General features: G+C 58.0%; 16 protein-coding genes. 5 read left to right on the plus strand and 11 right to left on the minus strand.

Annotation, left to right across the window (positions count from 1 at the left end; translation table 11 throughout):
- Window positions 1-3 precede the first annotated feature (3 nt).
- The 3 genes from atpA to GOW93_RS10130 all read right to left on the minus strand — a co-directional run bounded on the left by atpA (window position 4) and on the right by GOW93_RS10130 (window position 3139).
- Window positions 4-1542: a F0F1 ATP synthase subunit alpha gene (gene atpA / locus GOW93_RS10120; protein ID WP_170383685.1), complete on the minus strand. Its 1539-nt coding sequence runs from the start codon at window positions 1540-1542 to the stop codon at window positions 4-6.
- A complete protein-coding gene (locus tag GOW93_RS10125; RefSeq protein ID WP_170383688.1) occupies window positions 1543-2103 on the minus strand; it encodes a F0F1 ATP synthase subunit delta in 561 nt (186 codons plus the stop codon). It abuts the gene before it with no gap.
- 301 nt (window positions 2104-2404) lie between these two features.
- Window positions 2405-3139 (minus strand): class I SAM-dependent methyltransferase, encoded by a 735-nt coding sequence (locus tag GOW93_RS10130; protein ID WP_170383690.1) that lies wholly within the window; start codon window positions 3137-3139, stop codon window positions 2405-2407.
- Window positions 3140-3200: 61 nt separating this feature from the next.
- Between GOW93_RS10130 and gloB the strand changes: the two genes are divergently transcribed.
- The 3 genes from gloB (at window position 3201) to GOW93_RS10145 (ending at window position 7417) form a co-directional block, all read left to right on the plus strand.
- Window positions 3201-3968, plus strand: a complete 768-nt coding sequence (gene gloB / locus GOW93_RS10135; protein WP_170383692.1) for a hydroxyacylglutathione hydrolase — start codon at window positions 3201-3203, stop codon at window positions 3966-3968.
- Window positions 3969-4141: 173 nt separating this feature from the next.
- Window positions 4142-6466, plus strand: a complete 2325-nt coding sequence (gene clpA, locus GOW93_RS10140; RefSeq protein ID WP_170383694.1) for an ATP-dependent Clp protease ATP-binding subunit ClpA — start codon at window positions 4142-4144, stop codon at window positions 6464-6466.
- A complete protein-coding gene (locus tag GOW93_RS10145) occupies window positions 6467-7417 on the plus strand; it encodes a M23 family metallopeptidase (RefSeq protein ID WP_170383696.1) in 951 nt (316 codons plus the stop codon).
- A 3-nt stretch (window positions 7418-7420) separates the two neighbouring features.
- Here the strand turns inward: GOW93_RS10145 and GOW93_RS10150 are convergent, their stop codons facing one another.
- The 3 genes from GOW93_RS10150 to GOW93_RS10160 all read right to left on the minus strand — a co-directional run bounded on the left by GOW93_RS10150 (window position 7421) and on the right by GOW93_RS10160 (window position 10840).
- Window positions 7421-9058, minus strand: coding sequence for a peptidoglycan -binding protein (locus GOW93_RS10150; protein ID WP_170383698.1), 1638 nt, complete (start codon window positions 9056-9058; stop codon window positions 7421-7423).
- Between the two features lie 3 nt (window positions 9059-9061).
- Complete coding sequence (locus GOW93_RS10155) at window positions 9062-10240, minus strand: biopolymer transporter ExbB (RefSeq protein ID WP_170383700.1); 1179 nt, start codon at window positions 10238-10240, stop codon at window positions 9062-9064.
- A gap of 69 nt (window positions 10241-10309) precedes the next feature.
- Window positions 10310-10840, minus strand: a complete 531-nt coding sequence (locus tag GOW93_RS10160; protein WP_170383702.1) for a gamma-glutamylcyclotransferase — start codon at window positions 10838-10840, stop codon at window positions 10310-10312.
- A 67-nt stretch (window positions 10841-10907) separates the two neighbouring features.
- Between GOW93_RS10160 and GOW93_RS10165 the strand changes: the two genes are divergently transcribed.
- Window positions 10908-11909 (plus strand): DUF2125 domain-containing protein, encoded by a 1002-nt coding sequence (locus GOW93_RS10165; protein WP_170383705.1) that lies wholly within the window; start codon window positions 10908-10910, stop codon window positions 11907-11909.
- On the opposite strand, the gene GOW93_RS10170 is transcribed toward GOW93_RS10165, so the two are convergent.
- From GOW93_RS10170 to GOW93_RS10185, 4 genes are all read right to left on the minus strand, one after another.
- Window positions 11906-12736, minus strand: a complete 831-nt coding sequence (locus tag GOW93_RS10170; RefSeq protein ID WP_170383707.1) for an extensin-like domain-containing protein — start codon at window positions 12734-12736, stop codon at window positions 11906-11908. The genes GOW93_RS10165 and GOW93_RS10170 overlap by 4 nt on opposite strands.
- The gene (locus GOW93_RS10175; protein ID WP_170383709.1) at window positions 12733-13653 is read right to left on the minus strand and encodes a prephenate/arogenate dehydrogenase family protein; all 921 of its coding nucleotides are present in this window, start codon (window positions 13651-13653) and stop codon (window positions 12733-12735) included. The genes GOW93_RS10170 and GOW93_RS10175 overlap by 4 nt, the downstream gene beginning before the upstream one ends.
- The gene (gene hisC / locus GOW93_RS10180) at window positions 13650-14735 is read right to left on the minus strand and encodes a histidinol-phosphate transaminase (RefSeq protein WP_170383711.1); all 1086 of its coding nucleotides are present in this window, start codon (window positions 14733-14735) and stop codon (window positions 13650-13652) included. The genes GOW93_RS10175 and hisC overlap by 4 nt, the downstream gene beginning before the upstream one ends.
- 65 nt (window positions 14736-14800) lie before the next feature.
- Window positions 14801-16216 carry an aminotransferase class V-fold PLP-dependent enzyme gene (locus GOW93_RS10185; protein WP_170383712.1) on the minus strand — a complete coding sequence of 472 codons (1416 nt, stop codon included), beginning with the start codon at window positions 16214-16216 and terminating at the stop codon, window positions 14801-14803.
- Between the two features lie 103 nt (window positions 16217-16319).
- Here GOW93_RS10185 and GOW93_RS10190 point away from each other — a divergent pair, with 103 nt between their 5' ends.
- Window positions 16320-16781, plus strand: a complete 462-nt coding sequence (locus GOW93_RS10190) for an Lrp/AsnC family transcriptional regulator (RefSeq protein ID WP_170383714.1) — start codon at window positions 16320-16322, stop codon at window positions 16779-16781.
- Window positions 16782-17068: 287 nt separating this feature from the next.
- On the opposite strand, the gene rpsD is transcribed toward GOW93_RS10190, so the two are convergent.
- On the minus strand, window positions 17069-17689 hold the full coding sequence (rpsD, locus tag GOW93_RS10195) for a 30S ribosomal protein S4 (RefSeq protein ID WP_170383716.1): 621 nt from the start codon (window positions 17687-17689) through the stop codon (window positions 17069-17071).
- Window positions 17690-17886 lie beyond the last annotated feature (197 nt).

The following is a 17886-nucleotide window of genomic DNA, read 5'->3' on the forward strand; positions in this document are numbered from 1 at the left end:
CTATCAAGCGAAGGTCGCGGCGTATTCGTCGATCGCTGCCTTGATCTTGTCGGACGCGTCACCTTTGATCTTCGGATCTTCGTCGGTGATCCATGTCAGCAGGTCAGCGTGCTTGCCGCGCAGGTGCGCCAGCAGACCGGCTTCATAGCGGCCAACATCCGATACGTCGATCTTGTCGAGGTAGCCGTTGGTGCCCGCGAAGATGACGCAGACGATTTCCGCGTTGGTCAGCGGCGAGTACTGCGGCTGTTTCATCAGCTCGGTCAGACGCGCACCACGGTTCAGCAGCTGCTGGGTCGCGGCATCCAGGTCGGAACCAAACTGCGCAAAGGCCGCCATTTCGCGGTACTGAGCCAGTTCCAGCTTAACCGGACCAGCAACCGATTTCATCGCGTTGGTCTGAGCCGAGGAGCCCACACGCGAAACAGACAGACCGGTGTTCACAGCAGGACGGATGCCCTGGTAGAACAGTTCGGTTTCTAGGAAGATCTGACCGTCGGTGATCGAGATCACGTTGGTCGGAATAAACGCCGAAACGTCACCACCCTGAGTTTCGATAACCGGCAGAGCGGTCAACGAGCCCGCACCGAAGTCTTCGTTCAGCTTCGCCGAACGTTCCAGCAGGCGGGAGTGGAGGTAGAAAACGTCACCCGGATAGGCTTCACGGCCCGGCGGGCGGCGCAGCAGCAGGGACATCTGACGATACGAAACAGCTTGCTTCGACAGGTCATCATAAATGATCAGCGCGTGGCGGCCGTTGTCACGGAAGTATTCTGCCATCGCAGTCGCGGCGTAAGGCGCCAGGAACTGCATCGGTGCCGGGTCGGACGCGGTCGCAGCAACAACGATCGAGTATTCAATCGCGCCAGACTCTTCCAGTTTCTTCACCAGCTGCGCAACGGTCGAACGCTTCTGACCAACCGCAACGTAGACACAGTACAGTTTCTTCGACTCGTCGTCGCCTGCTGCGTCGTTGTAAACTTTCTGGTTCAGGATGGTGTCCAGAGCCACAGCGGTTTTACCGGTCTGACGGTCACCAATGATCAGCTCGCGCTGGCCACGGCCAATCGGGATCATCGCGTCAACCGACTTCAGACCGGTTGCCATCGGCTCGTGCACCGATTTACGCGGGATGATGCCCGGTGCTTTAACGTCAGCAACGCCACGCTTGGAAGCGTTGATCGGGCCTTTGCCGTCCAGCGGGTTACCCAGACCGTCAACAACGCGGCCCAGCAGTTCGTCACCGATCGGAACATCCACGATCGAGTTGGTGCGCTTAACAGTGTCACCTTCTTTGATGTCACGGTCGGAACCGAAGATAACGACACCAACGTTGTCGCTTTCCAAGTTCAGGGCCATGCCCATGATGCCACCGGGGAATTCTACCATCTCACCGGCTTGCACGTTGTCCAGGCCGTATACACGGGCAATCCCGTCACCGACGCTCAGCACGCGGCCGATCTCGGCCACTTCGGCTTCCTGACCAAAATTCTTGATCTGGTCCTTCAGGATTGCAGAAATCTCTGCAGCTTGGATTCCCATTTATCCGACCTCTTTCATTGCATTCTGTAGGGAGTTCAGCTTCGAACGGATCGAACTGTCGATCATTTTCGAGCCCACTTTAACGACAAGACCGCCGATGAGGCTTTCATCAACGGTCGCATTGATTGTCACGGTCTTGCCCACGCGCTCGGACAGCGTCTTGGACAGTTTTTCCAGTTGTGTCTTGGTCAGCGCCTTGGCTGAGGCGACATCGGCGGTCACTTCGCCACGCTCATCCGCCAGCATGCCGCGCAGGACCTGCACCAGTTGCGGTACAACAAACAGGCGACGCTTTTGCGCCATCAGGCCCAGCGTGTTGCGTAGAATGGCGTTCAGGCCCATCTTGTCGGCAACGGCTGTGATTGCGCTTTCTTGTTCAGCGCGGGAAACCAGCGGAGATGCAATCAGGTCGCGCAGCTCGGCGCTTTCGCCCAGTGCTGTTGCCAGATCGTTGATGCCGGATTCCAGACCTGCGAGGTCATTATTCTCTTTGGCGATCTCGAAGATCGCTGTGGCATAGCGCTCGGCAATGCCTGTGGAAATCGAAGCTGGTTCGGACACGTCCACCCTTCCGATATTTGAGGCCCCGATTTTGAGTAGCGGCCGCTACTTTGGGGCGTGAGGAAACCCCGTCCATTTAGGGCGGGGATCAAAATCACCGGGGATGTAGCAGAGCCGAACCAACCTAGCAATACGCTATAGCGGTAACAGATTTATCCACAAATCTTTAGTTTTCATACACTTACCACAAGTGCGACGGTTTGAACCCATTGGCCCAGTTGAAAAATGTTACGAATATGCAGTTTTTTGCGATTCCTGTGACCTATTTCCCGCATTTTTTCCGCCCCAGGAGGGTGAATTTTCACGCGGGCTTCAACAACCCATCCAGGGCCTTGATGGGTCGCCGCTCGGTCTCTTTGGTGACGCTGCCACTGGGTGGCTGGATATGTTTGGTAACCTCGACCATCAGAACGCCCCCAGCCATAACCGTGGGGACACGTTGCCCGGTTTTTTCAATCAGGCTTCCCGATTTTAGCCAAAAGCGTCGAAACGACGGCGGCATGTATAGAGCCGAACAATGCCTTTCCGGCAGAAAGTGATGTGCCTTTAACTGGCTTTCTAATTGCGACGCCGAATAGGGGCGCCCAAACCCGAATGGCGTTCTATCCGTCCGAGACCAAAGACCCGCCCGGTTCGGCACAACGAACAGAGCCCGCCCACCGGGGCCTAGAACCCTCCAGCATTCATTCAACAAATCGCTGGGGCGGCCAGAGGTTTCTAGCCCGTGCATAACAACCAGCTTATCGACATGGCCGGTTTCAATCGGCCACAATGTCTCTTCGGTCAGGACCGAAACATTGGGCATCCCCGCTGGCCAGGGCATCACGCCCTGCGGACCGGGCATAAGTCCAATCACCCGCCGCGCATCAGCCAAATATGGTCGCAGCAGAGGCACGGCAAATCCAAACCCCACTACAGTCTGACCCTTGGCTTCAGGCCACATTTCGGTCAGCCGACCACGAATGGCCGCCTGCGCAGCGCGACCCAATGTGCTGCGGTAGTAGAAATTCCTCAGATCCTGCACGTCAAGATGCATTGCGGACACCCGGTCAATCGGCTTAGCTGAGCACACTCTAGCAACGAAAGGGCAAAAGGCCATGCCTCTTGAGATCGTCACCATCCCTTGCCTCAGCGACAATTACGCATTTCTGGCCCATGATCCTGCCAGTGGCCAGACCGCCCTTGTCGACGCGCCCGAGGCGGCCCCGATTCTAGCCGCGCTGGACAAGCGCGGATGGACGCTCAGCTACGTTCTGCTGACGCACCACCATTGGGACCATGTAGACGGCTTGGCGGGTATTCTGGAAAAACAGCCCGCCAAGGTTATCGGCGCCGCCGCCGACGCCCACCGCCTGCCCCCGCTGGATGAACGCGTGACCGAGGGCGATGAGTTTGAGATCGGTAGTGAACCGGTGCGGGTTCTGGATGTTTCGGGGCATACAGACGGCCATGTTGCTTACTATATGCCGCAAAGCGCAGCCGTATTTACCGCAGACAGCCTGATGGCGCTTGGATGCGGTCGCCTGTTCGAAGGCACCGCGCCACAGATGTGGGCCTCTCTGTCCAAGCTGGCCGCCCTGCCCGACAACACGCTGGTGTGTTCCGGCCATGAATACACGCAGTCCAACGCGAAATTCGCCATAACAGTCGACCCGGACAATGCCGCACTGCAGCAGCGCATGGCCGAAATCGAGAAAGCCCGGGCAGCCGGAAAGCCCACTGTACCGTCAACCTTGGCGCTGGAAAAAGCGACAAACCCGTTCTTGCGCGCCACTGATCCGGCGATTCAGGCCGAGCTGGGCATGGAAAACGCCGATCCGGCTACGGTTTTTGCCGAAATCAGGGCTAGAAAAGATCGATTTTAATGCCTAATTCGCTCTCTTCATGGCAACGGTCACGTTAAATGTGACTGTCAAGTGAAAGAAAACCCTTGAAGCCGGGCCACGATCAACCAAACTCTAATAGTATGAGGACATGGTTGGAATGGGGTTCCGGCCGAAAACCTGCCCCTTTCGACCCAAGACAGAGGAGCACCCGCGTGCCTTCATTCTCGAGCACATTAGAACAAGCCATTCACGCGGCCTTGGCGGCTGCGAATGAACGGCGCCACGAATTTGCAACGCTGGAGCACTTGCTGCTGGCGCTGCTTGAAGAACCTGATGCAATCCGCGTCATGAAAGCGTGCAGCGTTGATCTGGATGAACTACGCAGCACGCTGGTCGAATTCATCGACGAAGATTTGTCGAACCTGGTGACTGATATCGACGGGTCCGAGGCCGTGCCAACAGCCGCCTTCCAACGCGTGATACAGCGCGCCGCGATCCACGTACAAAGTTCGGGCCGAACCGAAGTGACAGGCGCTAATGTGTTGGTCGCTATTTTTGCCGAGCGCGAAAGCAACGCCGCTTATTTCCTGCAAGAACAGGACATGACCCGTTATGACGCGGTGAATTTCATCGCGCATGGTGTGGCGAAAGACCCGGCTTATGGCGAAAGCCGCTCGGTTTCCGGTGCGGATCAGGTCGAAGAAGAAGAACAAGCGACGCCGAGCGACGCCGATCAGAAAGAGAGCGCGCTTGGCAAATATTGCATTGATCTGAACGCGAAGTCGCGCGCAGGCGACGTTGACCCCCTAATCGGCCGCGCCGATGAGGTCGAACGCTGCATTCAGGTGCTATGCCGCCGCCGTAAGAACAACCCCCTGCTGGTGGGTGATCCGGGCGTGGGCAAAACAGCCATTGCCGAGGGTCTGGCCCACAAAATTGTGGGCGGCGAAGCGCCGGATGTACTGTCCAACACCACCATCTATTCGCTGGATATGGGCGCATTGCTAGCCGGAACCCGCTATCGCGGCGATTTCGAGGAGCGCTTGAAGGCCGTCGTGACCGAGTTGGAAGATCACCCTGACGCGGTGCTGTTTATCGACGAGATTCATACTGTGATCGGCGCCGGTGCCACGTCAGGCGGCGCAATGGATGCGTCGAACTTGCTGAAGCCTGCCCTGCAGGGCGGCAAGCTGCGCACCATGGGATCGACAACGTATAAAGAATTCCGTCAGCATTTCGAAAAAGACCGCGCGCTGAGCCGCCGTTTCCAGAAGATCGACGTGAACGAACCTTCGGTCGAGGACAGCGTGAAAATCCTGCGCGGTCTTAAACCCTATTTCGAAAAGCATCACGAGATCAAATATACGGCGGACGCAATCAAAACCGCGGTGGAACTGTCGGCGCGCTATATCAATGACCGCAAGTTGCCCGACAAGGCCATTGACGTGATTGATGAGGCCGGTGCCGCACAGCATCTGGTCGCGGAAAGCAAACGCCGCAAGACCATCGGCGTGAAAGAAATCGAGGCGGTCGTTGCCAAGATCGCGCGTATTCCGCCCAAGAACGTCACCAAGGACGATGCTGAGGTTCTAAAAGACCTCGAAGCCTCGCTAAAACGGGTGGTGTTTGGTCAGGATGAGGCCATTGAAGCGCTGTCCAGCGCGATCAAGCTGGCCCGTGCCGGTCTGCGTGAGCCTGAAAAGCCAATCGGCAACTACCTGTTCGCCGGTCCAACCGGTGTGGGTAAAACCGAGGTGGCGAAACAGTTGGCGGATACGCTGGGTGTGGAACTGCTACGCTTTGATATGTCGGAATACATGGAGAAGCACGCGGTTTCCCGTCTGATCGGCGCGCCTCCTGGCTATGTCGGGTTCGATCAGGGCGGTCTTCTGACCGATGGCGTCGACCAACATCCGCATTGCGTGTTGCTGCTGGATGAGATCGAAAAGGCACATCCGGACGTGTTTAACATCCTTTTGCAGGTGATGGACCATGGTGAGCTGACTGATCACAACGGACGCACGGTTAATTTCCGCAACGTGGTGCTGATCATGACCTCGAACGCGGGCGCGCAGGAACAGGCCAAGGCTGCCATCGGCTTTGCCCGTGATCGCCGCGAAGGTGAGGATACTGCCGCGATCGAGCGCATGTTCACCCCGGAGTTCCGCAACCGACTGGATGCAGTGATTTCCTTCGCACCGCTGCCGAAAGAGGTCATCCTGCAAGTGGTCGAGAAATTCGTCCTGCAGCTTGAAGCGCAGTTATTGGATCGTGGCGTGACCATAGATCTGACGCCGAAAGCTGCCGAGTGGCTGGCCGACAAGGGATATGATGACAAGATGGGCGCACGCCCGCTTGGCCGTGTCATTCAGGAGCACATCAAGAAACCGCTGGCCGAGGAACTGTTGTTCGGCAAATTGGCGAAAGGTGGTGTTGTCCGTGTCTCGGTCAAAAAGGGCGAGTTGGATTTGCAAATCTTCGGCCCCGATCAGCCCCGCATTCCGGGGGACAAGCCTCCGTTGCTGACCGCCGACTAAATGCGATCCATTCTGACGGTATTGATAACGCTCGCTGCCACACCGGCGGCGAGCGACTTCGTTTTACGCCAACCCGTTGACTGCGTGTTGGGGGAAACCTGTTATATCCAGAATTATTTCGATCAAGATCCCGGCGAAGGGATTTTCCGCGATTTTCGCTGCGGCGAACTAAGCTATGATGGCCACAAGGGAACTGATTTTGCTCTGCCAACCCATGCCGACCTTGATAACCGTGTTGCGGTCTTGGCCGCTGCAGCAGGCGTCGTCAAGAATACCCGTGACGGCGTAGCGGATGGAGGTTTCGATCAGAGCGTTTCCGGTCAGGAATGCGGCAATGGCGTTGTCATCGTGCATGAGGACGGGTGGCAGACGCAGTATTGCCATTTGCGCATGGGATCGGTCCGGGTCTCACCTGGCGACCGGGTCTCAGCCGGCGCAGTGTTGGGTGAAATTGGACTAAGCGGAGCAACGCAGTTCCCACATCTACACCTGTCGGTGCGAAAGGACGGAAAGCGCATTGATCCCTTTGCGCCACAGACCAGCGGTGACTGCTCTGCCCCCGATTCCAGCCTGTGGGAGCAACCGATACCTTACGTTTCCGGCGGGCTGTTATCTATCGGGTTTTCCGATGACGTGCCCAACTATGATGACGTCCGCGCCGGAACCGCTGCACATGCGGTTTTACCTGTCGATGCCGGGGCGATCGTGCTGTACGGTCACGCATTCGGCACCCGCAAGGGTGATATATTGCGGCTGGAAATCACTGGCCCCGAAGGCGGAATTCTATCGCAGGACGTAGCCTTGGAAAAAACTCAGGCACAGGTATTTCGTGCCTCGGGCCGTCGCCTGACAAAACCCAACTGGCCTGCCGGGGAGTATCACGGCAAGGTCACCATGATCCGTGCCGGAGAAGCAATCAGCCAAAAAACCGTCGTGGTATCAGTCGAATAGCGTTCAACGCTCTGTCAGCTTCAATTCGATCCGGCGGTTCTGCGCGCGGGCTTCGGGCGTATCGGCTGGATTGACGGGTTGGAACTCGCCAAAGCCATTGGCCGCCAACCTGTTCGGCGGAATGCCCAGCGCTTCGACCATATAGCGCACGACGGACAACGCCCGCCCCTGGCTAAGCTCCCAATTGTCGCGATACCGCCCGGATCCGGCCAAGGGTACGTTGTCCGTGTGGCCGTCAACCCGGATCACCCAGTTCAGACCATCGGGAATTTCAGCCGCGACGCTGCGCAGTATATTGGCCACTTTCGCGACCTCCTGCTGACCAACCGGAGACAAGACGGCTGACCCGGTATCAAACAACACCTCGGACGAAAAAACGAACCGGTCACCTTCGATCCGAACGCCTTCCTCGTCGCCCAATACATCCCGCAACCTGCCAAAGAACTCGGACCTGTATCGCTGCAAATCCTCGGCCTGAGCCGCCAATTCTTCAGCTTCCGCCTCAAGACGAACACGCTCTGCTTCTTCCAGCAGGCGGCGACGGCGCTCTTCCGAGGCCGCACGGGCCAATGCAGCGTTCAGGTCTTGGCCCAGCGTCTGGATACGGATATCGGCCGCGGCATTGCGCTCTGCGTAATCGTCCAGCAGGGCCTGCAACCCGCCCAATTGCTCGCGCAGCGCAGCCATCTGCTGATTAAGCAACGCAGTTTCGCGCTGCGCTTTTTCGGAAATGGCCTGTTCAGCCGACAATGTGTCACGCGCCACTGCCAACAAGGCCGCCCGTTCTTCGGCCAAAGTGCGTTGTTGCTGCGCCTCAGCCTGCGCCTCTGTCCGTGCGGCAAGCGCTGCCTCAAGCTGGGCTTTCAGATCTTCTTTCTTCAGTTCGCCGAACTGCCGCTCCAGCTCCGCTTTGGCGGCCTGTGCCGCCGCCAAAAGTGTCAGTGTTTCTTCGGCCTCTTTACGCTGGGCTTCCAAGGCAAGAGTCATCGCCGTCAGCTCGGCATCCGCGTTCTGCAGCCGGTTGCGCAGGTTTTCAGCGGCGGCAGCCTCGGCTAGCTTGGCGGCCTCTTCCGCGCTCAGCTGTTCTTCAAGCTCGGATATCCGAGTGGTCTGCGCCGCATCACTCTGTTCCAGATCAGCCACGAGGGCTTCTAGCGCTTCTCGTTGGGCCGCGGCCAGGCGGGCTGCCTCAGTTTGTTCGTCAATTTCAGCCCGGCTTTGTGCCAAAGCCAGGTTCAAAGCGTTCTGCTCGCTCTGCAAGTCGGCAATTTCACCCTGCGCGCGCTCCTGCGCTAGCAACAGGGCCGCAACCTGAGCTTCGAAATCGGTCAACTGGGTCTGCGCCTGTGCCAGCTCTGTCTCGACTTGATTCAACGTCGAGTTCAGCACGCCCAGCCGCGCCTGCAACCGGCTGTTTTCCCGTTCCTCTAGCCCCAATGCTCCGGCCAGCGCCGCGACCTCATCTGACAAGGCGCTTAGCTCATCCTCCTGTCCGGAAATGGTTTCCCGCAGCACGTATTGAACCACCATGAAGATGGTCAGCACAAAGGTCAGCACCATCAAGAGCCCAGTGATGGCATCAACAAAGCCGGGCCAGACCGAACCCTGAAACCGTTGACCTGTGCGTCGGGAAAGAGCCATGGATTACTCTCCTTCCGGAGCGGTACGCACAGCGCCTCGGGGTAATGTCAGGGCTTTGACCAGCAGTTCGATATCCTTGCGCAGTTCGCTCATGCTTTCCTGACGACCGGCCGAGATTTCTTCGAGGATGCGCAACAATTGAACGTCCATCGAGCGCAAACGCATGCGACTTTCAGCGTCGATCCCGTCGCCGCTGCCCTGTTCACGCATGTGATCCAGCAAGGCATCCTGCCCAAGTGCCACCCGTTCCAAGGCTGCCGTCACACCATCGTTGTTTTCCTGACGCTGGTTCATCTGACCAATCGAATCCGCCAACTGGCCCAACCTGGAAGACACCGAAGCACGATCTGCTTCTTGCGCGGCAAACAGATCCTGCAACGCGTTCATCTGTTCGGACATTGCGTCCAGTACAGGTGTCAGTACCGCCAGCTCGGCGCCCCCTTCGTCACTGGCCGCAAAGCCAACACGCGTGATCGAGGAGAGCCATTCCTCCAACTCACGATAAAATCGGTTTTGCCCGTGACCAGCGAATAACTCCAACAGGCCGACAATCAGCGACCCGGCCAGACCCAACAGGGACGACCCGAAGGCCACGCCCATGCCCTGTAGCTGTGATTCCAGTCCAACCATCAGGCGGTTGAAGACAGCCAGCCCTTCTTCGCCCTCTTGCGGATTGAGGCTGCGGATGGTGTCGACAATCGCCGGAACAGTCGTGGCGAGGCCAAAGAACGTACCCAAAAGACCCAGATAGATCAGAACGTTGGTGATATAGCGCGTGATCTCGCGCTCTTCTTCGACGCGTTCGGCCACGGAATCCAAAATGGAACGTGTCGAAGTCGAACTGATCTGCGATCGCGCACCACGATCGCGCAGCAATGACGCCAAGGGGGCCAGCAATTGTGGCGTGCGCGCATCCTCGCGAACGACACCGCCGACAAAAGCCTCGATCCAGCGAACCGAGCCAATCAGCTGCGTGACCTGATAGAAACAGGCAAACACGCCGATGACAAACACCAATAGGATAAAGCCGTTCAGGTATGGGTTGGCCTGAACCACCGGCATCACATATGGCAACGCCATGAACACGCCCAGCCCTGCCAGACCTATTGCGACCAACATCATCACAATCTGACGAATGGGATGCGAGAATTGGGGTCTCGCGCCCTGATGTGCCTGCGCCATGCGCGTCGTTCCCGGTTTTTATCTGCTCTGGGCTGAATCTAGCGAAAATCCGCCGGTGACGCCAAGGGTTTATGCGGTAATGTTACGCACCCGTTGCGCCAACCACTCAAGATCGGGGTCGTGTAGGTCAATCTCGGCCAGATGTTCGGTGGTATTATACAGGTATTCGGTATTTGGCCCGCGCCCGCCAACCGCATGCGCGATGATCTGGGCCTGTTCCTCAAGTGGCATGCCACCGCAATACTGCACGTGGTCAGCATCAATCACATAGGTCACCGCGTTGACCACCTCGCCGTTGTCCAGATGCACATCCAGCATCTTCTCGATATAGGCAGAAGAAATCAACTCGCGCTCGCGAAGCTCGTGCAGGGTGCGGTCTTCGTGACCGGCTTCGACCGCCAGCGCCAGACCTGTACAATGCGAGTCATCTTGCTCATCTAGCGCCAGAACCAGTCCGGGATGATCTTCGGTACCGCGGTGATGGATCGAGCTCATGCAAAAGGATCGGGCATAGCCATGCAACGTAGCACGTTCGCTGCGGGCCACCGGAAAGCCCGGATTCCACAGCAGCGATCCATATCCGAAAACCCACATCGTCATAGCACTGGTCCTTGCCCGTTTGCGCCTATAAACATCAAAACCAAGGTGGGAAAAAGGGCGAACTGCCATGCGCAGCCTGATACGAGTTGTCATATTCATAGTTGTGATCTGGAGCGCCTATTGGTTCGTCGCCGGTTTCGGGCTGCGCAATGCGATCACCGCGTGGTTCGACGCGCAGCAGGACCGGGGTTGGCAGGCCGAATTCTCGGACGCCGAGACAGCCGGATACCCGTTTCACCACGTGACTCGCCTGAACAGCCCGGCGTTGGCCGATCCGGTGAACGGCACCGCCTGGAGCGCCGACTGGATCGAATTCCAAAGCCCTGCAATCTGGCCCGGTCGTCAGGTGTTGCGGTTCGCCGATACGCCCCAGCGGCTATCCTACTACGATCAGACGGCCACCATCGAGGCCAACGATCTGCAGGCCGAATTGCAACTGCAGCCGGGCGTCGCACTTGTGCTGGAAAAGATGGCGCTCACCAGCGGAGCGTGGTCGATCGCTGACGAAACCGAGGCGCTGGCCGCCGGCGACACGTTGGCCCTTGTGATGGAACAGACGGCCACCCCCGAAGCTTACGTGATCAGCGCCCGGGTTGACGGCTTCACACCCGGAGACGAATTACGCGACCTGATGCGGTCAGCCACCACACTGCCGCAGGCATTTGACACGCTGGAACTGGACATGACAGCCACGTTCGACAAGGTCTGGGACCGGTCCGCCTTAGAGCAGAGCAGACCACAACTGGTCGAGATCGACCTGCGACTGGCCGAAATCAAGTGGGGCTCGCTGCGATTGTTTGCGGCCGGAGAGTTGGACATCGACGCGCAGGGCATTCCAACTGGAGAGATTGCAATCCGGGCCGAGAATTGGCGGGACATGATCGCCATGGCCAACGCAGCAGGTGCCCTGCCCGATCAGGCCGTCGACACAGTAACACGGGCACTGAACTTTATGGCCGGTCTAGGTGGCAATCCGAATGCGCTGGATTTGCAGCTGAATTTCCGTGACGGATTTGTGGCATTGGGACCACTGCCTCTTGGCCCTGCCCCGCGCCTGATCCTGCGTTAACGACAGTAAGGTCCGCGGCGATGGCGTGCCGTGTCCAGATGGAAATGATCGCGGTGAAAGCGATCCGCATTTGGCCCCAGTACTGTGCCAAACGGGCCGCACGCCCCGCGCCAGACCTTGGTCAATTGGCGCTTAGAAGGGTTCTTGCGCCAGCCATTCAGAACGGTCACGACTTCTCCGTCAGCCATTTTGAAGCCTGATATATCTATCGCACGGCCTTTACCGTGTTCAGAAATCTTGGCCCCTTTTTGGTTATTCCGGGTCCGGCATGCGTAGTGGGCGGCAACCTGAATCTCGGCCACCGGCCCGCGCCGTTTGAAGGTGGGTTTAACTGTCTTGTCGACCCATTTGTTCAACGCAATAGCCGTGCCGCAATCCATGGTCGACGGACGGCTGAGCGCCACACCTGAAACCGAGGTGACCTGAACCGCGTCCTTAATCCCGCATGCCTTGATTCTGCCGGGCACGTTGCCGACGGGTTTGCCCTGAATGTCGATGTCTCCACAGACCGAACCTTTGCGCAGCTTGCGTTTTTTAAACAACGCTTCCTGTTCCACCGCTTTTGGTCGAAGGTAGGGCATCAGCGAAGTGTCCGGCCCCAGCAGAGGTAAATCTGAAGGACGCGCGGCAAACGCCAGAACCTGCTGCGACACCGGGCGCAGCTCTGGTCGAATTTCCGCATTGGGTGCCGATGCGGAACTTGGCAATACGGGCTCTACTGGGGTTCGTGCCACGGGAACCAGAGATTGATCCAGAGGTGCCGCGATGGCTGCTGTGGCGCTGAAAGCCAGGCAGCCAATCATCATGCCCTTCCAAACGCGCCTCATGAGCTTACTTTTCCCCGTCCGAAATCAGGCGCATCCGTATCCTGCCCCGCGTCGATGATTCCGCGACGGATCGCGCGCGTGTGGGTGAAATAGTTGAACAGATGCTCACCGTCGCCTGTACGGATGGCCCGCTGCAAGGCGAACAGCTCTTCAGTGAAACGCCCAAGGATTTCCAGCGTAGCGTCTTTATTGGTCAGAAATACGTCACGCCACATGGTCGGGTCCGAGGCCGCGATCCGTGTGAAATCCCGGAAACCGGCAGCGGAGTATTTGATCACCTCGCTATCGGTGACGCGGCGCAGGTCGTCGGCGACACCGACCATCGTATACGCAATCAGGTGTGGCGCATGGGACGTCACCGCCAGAACCAGATCATGGTGATCCGCGTCCATCTCATCCACATTCGCGCCCATGCCCTCCCACAGCGCGCGCAGGCGGGCAATGGCATCAGGGTCCGAGCCTTCTACCGGCACCAGCAAGCACCAGCGATTGTCGAACAACTCGGCAAACCCGGATTTGGGACCAGAATGCTCGGTCCCAGCAAGCGGGTGTGCGGGAATGAAGTGCACGCCTTCGGGGATATGCGGCGAGACCGCCTGAATCACGTGGCGTTTAACCGAACCCACATCCGTCACCGTCGCACCCGTCTTCAATACCGGCGCGATATCTGCTGCAACCGTGCCCATAGCACCGACAGGCACGCAAAGAACAACCAGATCAGCGCCTTCAACAGCCTCTTGTGCCGTATCACAGACGCGATCGCATAAACCAATCCGACGGGCGGTGTCTCGCGTGGCTTCAGACCGGGCATAGCCGGTAACCTCACCTGCAAGGCCCGAGCGTTTGATTGCCCAGAACATGGACGACGCGATCAGGCCTAGCCCGATCAACGCGACGCGGTCGTACACCTGGCTCATGCGGCACCCCCTTTGAACTTAGTAATTACCGCAACGACGCGGCGGCAGGCTTCCTCATCACCGACGGTGATCCGCAGGGCATTTGGCAGGTTGTACCCCGCCACGCGACGCACGATCAGACCCTGAGTTTTGAGGTAATCGTCACAAGCCTCAGCCTCGGCCTGATCCGAGAAACGGGCGAGGATGAAATTGGTACAGGACGTATCTGACGGTACGCCGATCTTGCCCAATTCTTCGGACAACCACACACGCAGGCGCGCGTTTTCAGCCTGACAGAAGGTCAGGAATTCCACATCCTTCACCGCTGCCTCTGCCGCCGCCAACGCGGTTAGCGACAGGTTGAACGGCTGGCGTACCCTGTTCAGAACGTCGATGATCGGCTGCGTCGCGTAACCCCAACCGACACGCATGCCGCCCAAACCGTAAACCTTCGAAAAGGTCCGGGTCATCATCACGTTCTCGAACCGATCCACCAGCGATGCACCGCCGTCGAATCCGTCGACAAACTCGGCATAAGCCCCGTCGATTACCACAAGGCAGGTCTCGGGCAGAGCCTCGGCCAACCGCACCAGTTCTACCTCGGAGATCATGGTCGACGTCGGGTTGCCCGGATTGGTCACGAACACGATCCGGGTTTGTTCGGTCACCGCAGCAAGGATGTTGTCGACATCCACATGCCGGTCCCGCTCGGGCACCATGATCGGGGTCGCACCGGCCATGCGAGCGATGATCGGGTACATGGAAAATCCATGCTCGGTATATATCACCTCATCCCCCGGCCCGGCATAGGCCTGAGCGATGAATTGCAGCACTTCGTCACTGCCTACGCCGCAGATGATCCGTGCTGGGTCCAAATTGTGGCGTTCGCCAATCGCAGCCCGCAGGCTGGCATGGTCGGTGCTGGGATAGCGATGAAGGGTGGCGGCACTTTCGCGCACGGCCTCTATCGCCTTAGGACTGGGGCCGAACGGGTTTTCATTCGAGCTGAGCTTGATCACATGCTCGACCCCGGCCACATGCGACTGACCGCCCTGATACAGCGCGATGTCCATAATGCCGGGTTGAGGGGTGATCTTGTTCATAAGAGGCTCCGTTGATTGGGGCCTCTCATACCTGTCTCAACGCGTTGAGAAAAGCGGCAATTCCGTCACGCCGCTTTGAAGCGGGCCGTCGCCGGGTCGGCGCTGTAATATGGCGCGAACTCTTCGGTTCGGCGCGACAGGTCGTTGACACTGTCGATGATGAACTGAACAGTCTCCTCGCTCATCAGATACGAGAAGTTCAGCCGCACCCAGCCGGGTTTTTTCATCTCTTCACCAGCAGACAGCGCAGTGTGCAACTCCTCCGACATTTCGCGGTCGATCCCCAGCAACCGGTGTGCATACGGGCCGGCGCAGGCACATCCGCCACGCGCTTGAATGCCGTAGATATCGCTGAGCATCCGTGTGAACAGCTGTTGATGCACCGGCTCACCGGAATTGTCCCGCACGAGGAAGGAATAGATCGGAAGACGATGCGGGTTATCCGTGCCCAACAACGTCAAATTGGGATTGTCCCCCCATCCTTCCAGCGCCATGCGATTGTATTGCGCCTCTCGGCAGGCGATTTCATCGGTGCCCACAGCATCCTTGACCATGAAAGCCAGCGCAGCGCGGATGTCGCCAATTACATTGGGTGTTCCGGCCTCTTCGCGCGCTGCCAAATCCTCACTGTAATCATGCCGCCAGGGAGAGACGAAACTGACCGTACCGCCACCGGGCCAGCTGGGGCATGTGCGCTTTACCACATTCTGATTCACGACCAGCACGCCAGACGCGCCAGGCCCGCCGGGGAACTTATGCGGAGAGACCACGATCGCGTCCTTACGAGCATCCTCAGGCCCCATATCCATCGGCAAATATGGTCCGCCACCAGCATAGTCCCAGACCGAAACCGCGCCATGTGCCTTGAGCAACCGTGTGATCGGATTCGGGTCCGTTATGATGCCAGTCACGTTGGATGCCGCAGAAAATGAACCGATGATCAGATCGGAAGTAGCATGGTCCTCCAACATCCGTTCCAGAACGGCAAGATCAACACCACCATCGGGTGCTTCGGGAATTTCGATCACACGCGCCTTGCTTTCCCGCCAGGGCAAGATGTTCGAGTGATGTTCATACGGGCCGATCAAAACGACCGGCCGGTCAGCCGCTTCCACTCCCAACAAGCTGACCAGCCGGTTTAGACCCGCAGTGGCGCCGGACCCGGTGAAGATCACCGCGTCCGCTCCCTTCGCACCAACGATGCGGGCTATCTCTGCGCGAGCTTCACGGCGTAACCGGGTCATGAAAGATCCGCAATATGAAGCCTCGGTATGACTGTTAGCATAGAATGGCAACACCTGTTCGGCCACAAAATCTTCAACCTGCCGCAGCGCACGGCCCGAAGCGACGTAATCCGCGTAAACCAGCGGCACGTCTCCATGCAGGCCTGGGATCAGAACATTCTCTCCGATCAGCCCATCGCGCAGGCTTGAATTGCGAGCGGCGGATCGAATGTTTTCGCGAAATTTGGACAGGGTCATGATAGGGCCTCCATACTGCTCCTTTTATTATGATTGGATACACCCGAGGAAACTCCATCTATCTTTTGATGGTTTTCCAATTTTTTGTGTCATATGATTAGATATGGCGAAAAAAATAGATCATATTGACAAAAGCATCCTGCGTGAACTGCAAACGGATGCCACGCTGTCCCAACGCGAATTGGCGGATCGGGTCGGGCTATCACAAAACGCCTGCTGGCGTCGCCTCAAGGCGTTGAATGACGATGGTGTGATCATCGGCTCAACCGCGCGAATCGCGCGCGAGGAATTGGGGCTGAGCCTTGTGGTGTTTGTCATGCTTCGCACGCGGCATCATTCCGCCGATTGGCTACAAGCCTTTCGCAGCCATGTCCTGACCATCCCCGAGGTGGTGGATTTCCATCGCATCGGCGGTGACTATGACTATCAATTGAAAGTCGTCACGCAGGACATGGCCTCATACGACAAGGTCTATCAACGCCTCATCGAAAAGGTCGAGTTGGACAGCGTGACCTCGTACTTTGCAATGGAAGCCATAGCCGAAGGGCGACCGTTGCCTATCTGATCAGGTCCTAAACAAGGAACGGTTTTCGCGGAATTGAGAAAAGCAATCCGACGAAATGCTCCGAGCCTTAGTGACGGCCGGACATCCAGATCCGCGTCAACCCAGCCCACCGCGCCATTGTATCAGTCCCAGCAAAAAGTCAGCGCTGGATTAGCTCAACGACCCCAGCCTGAGAAATCTTCACGTTCTACGGAAACGCAGGCGCTTCGGACATCAATTTGCTTGGCTGAAACGAAAAGAGCCGCGCTTGTCAGCGCGGCCCTGAATTTCAATCGGATCAGCGAAGATTAGTTCTTCGCGTAGAATTCGACCACCAGGTTCGGTTCCATCATGACCGGGTAAGGTACATCGCTCAGGCCCGGTGCGCGCACGAAGGTCGCGGTCATTTTCGAGTGATCGGCGTCGATGTAGTCAGGCACATCACGCTCAGCCAGAGCAGCAGCTTCCAGAACAAGAGCCAGCTGCTTGGATTTGTCACGTACTTCGATCACGTCGCCTTCTTTGACACGGTAGGACGGGATGTTGACCCGCTTGCCGTTCACTTTGACGTGGCCGTGGTTCACGAACTGACGTGCAGCAAACACGGTCGGCACAAACTTGGCGCGGTAGACTACGGCGTCCAGGCGGCGCTCCAGCAGACCGATCAGGTTTTCACCGGTGTCACCTTTGACACGCTCGGCTTCGGCATAGATGCGGCGGAACTGCTTCTCGGTCAGGTCGCCGTAGTAGCCTTTCAGCTTCTGCTTGGCACGCAGCTGCAGACCGAAGTCCGACAGTTTGCCCTTGCGGCGCTGGCCGTGCTGTCCGGGGCCGTATTCACGACGGTTGACCGGGGATTTCGGACGACCCCAGATGTTTTCGCCCATCCGGCGGTCGATTTTGTACTTGGCAGACGTGCGTTTGGTCACGGCTGATCTCCTTCGTTTAGGTCGAGGCCCAGAAAGGCCACTATGAAGGGCGTTGTCCTCTTGAGGTTTCCCCCATGACAGGTATCCCCTTGCGGGGGCCACCAACACCAATGAAGCCGCGCTTATATCTGCGGAACCGGCAGAGTCAACACACCGCTCCGCCTTACACTGGAATTTCCGCTAAAAGGCAGGGTTTG

The sequence above is a fragment of the Ruegeria atlantica genome (assembly GCF_013032455.1).
GTDB lineage: Bacteria > Pseudomonadota > Alphaproteobacteria > Rhodobacterales > Rhodobacteraceae > Ruegeria > Ruegeria atlantica_B.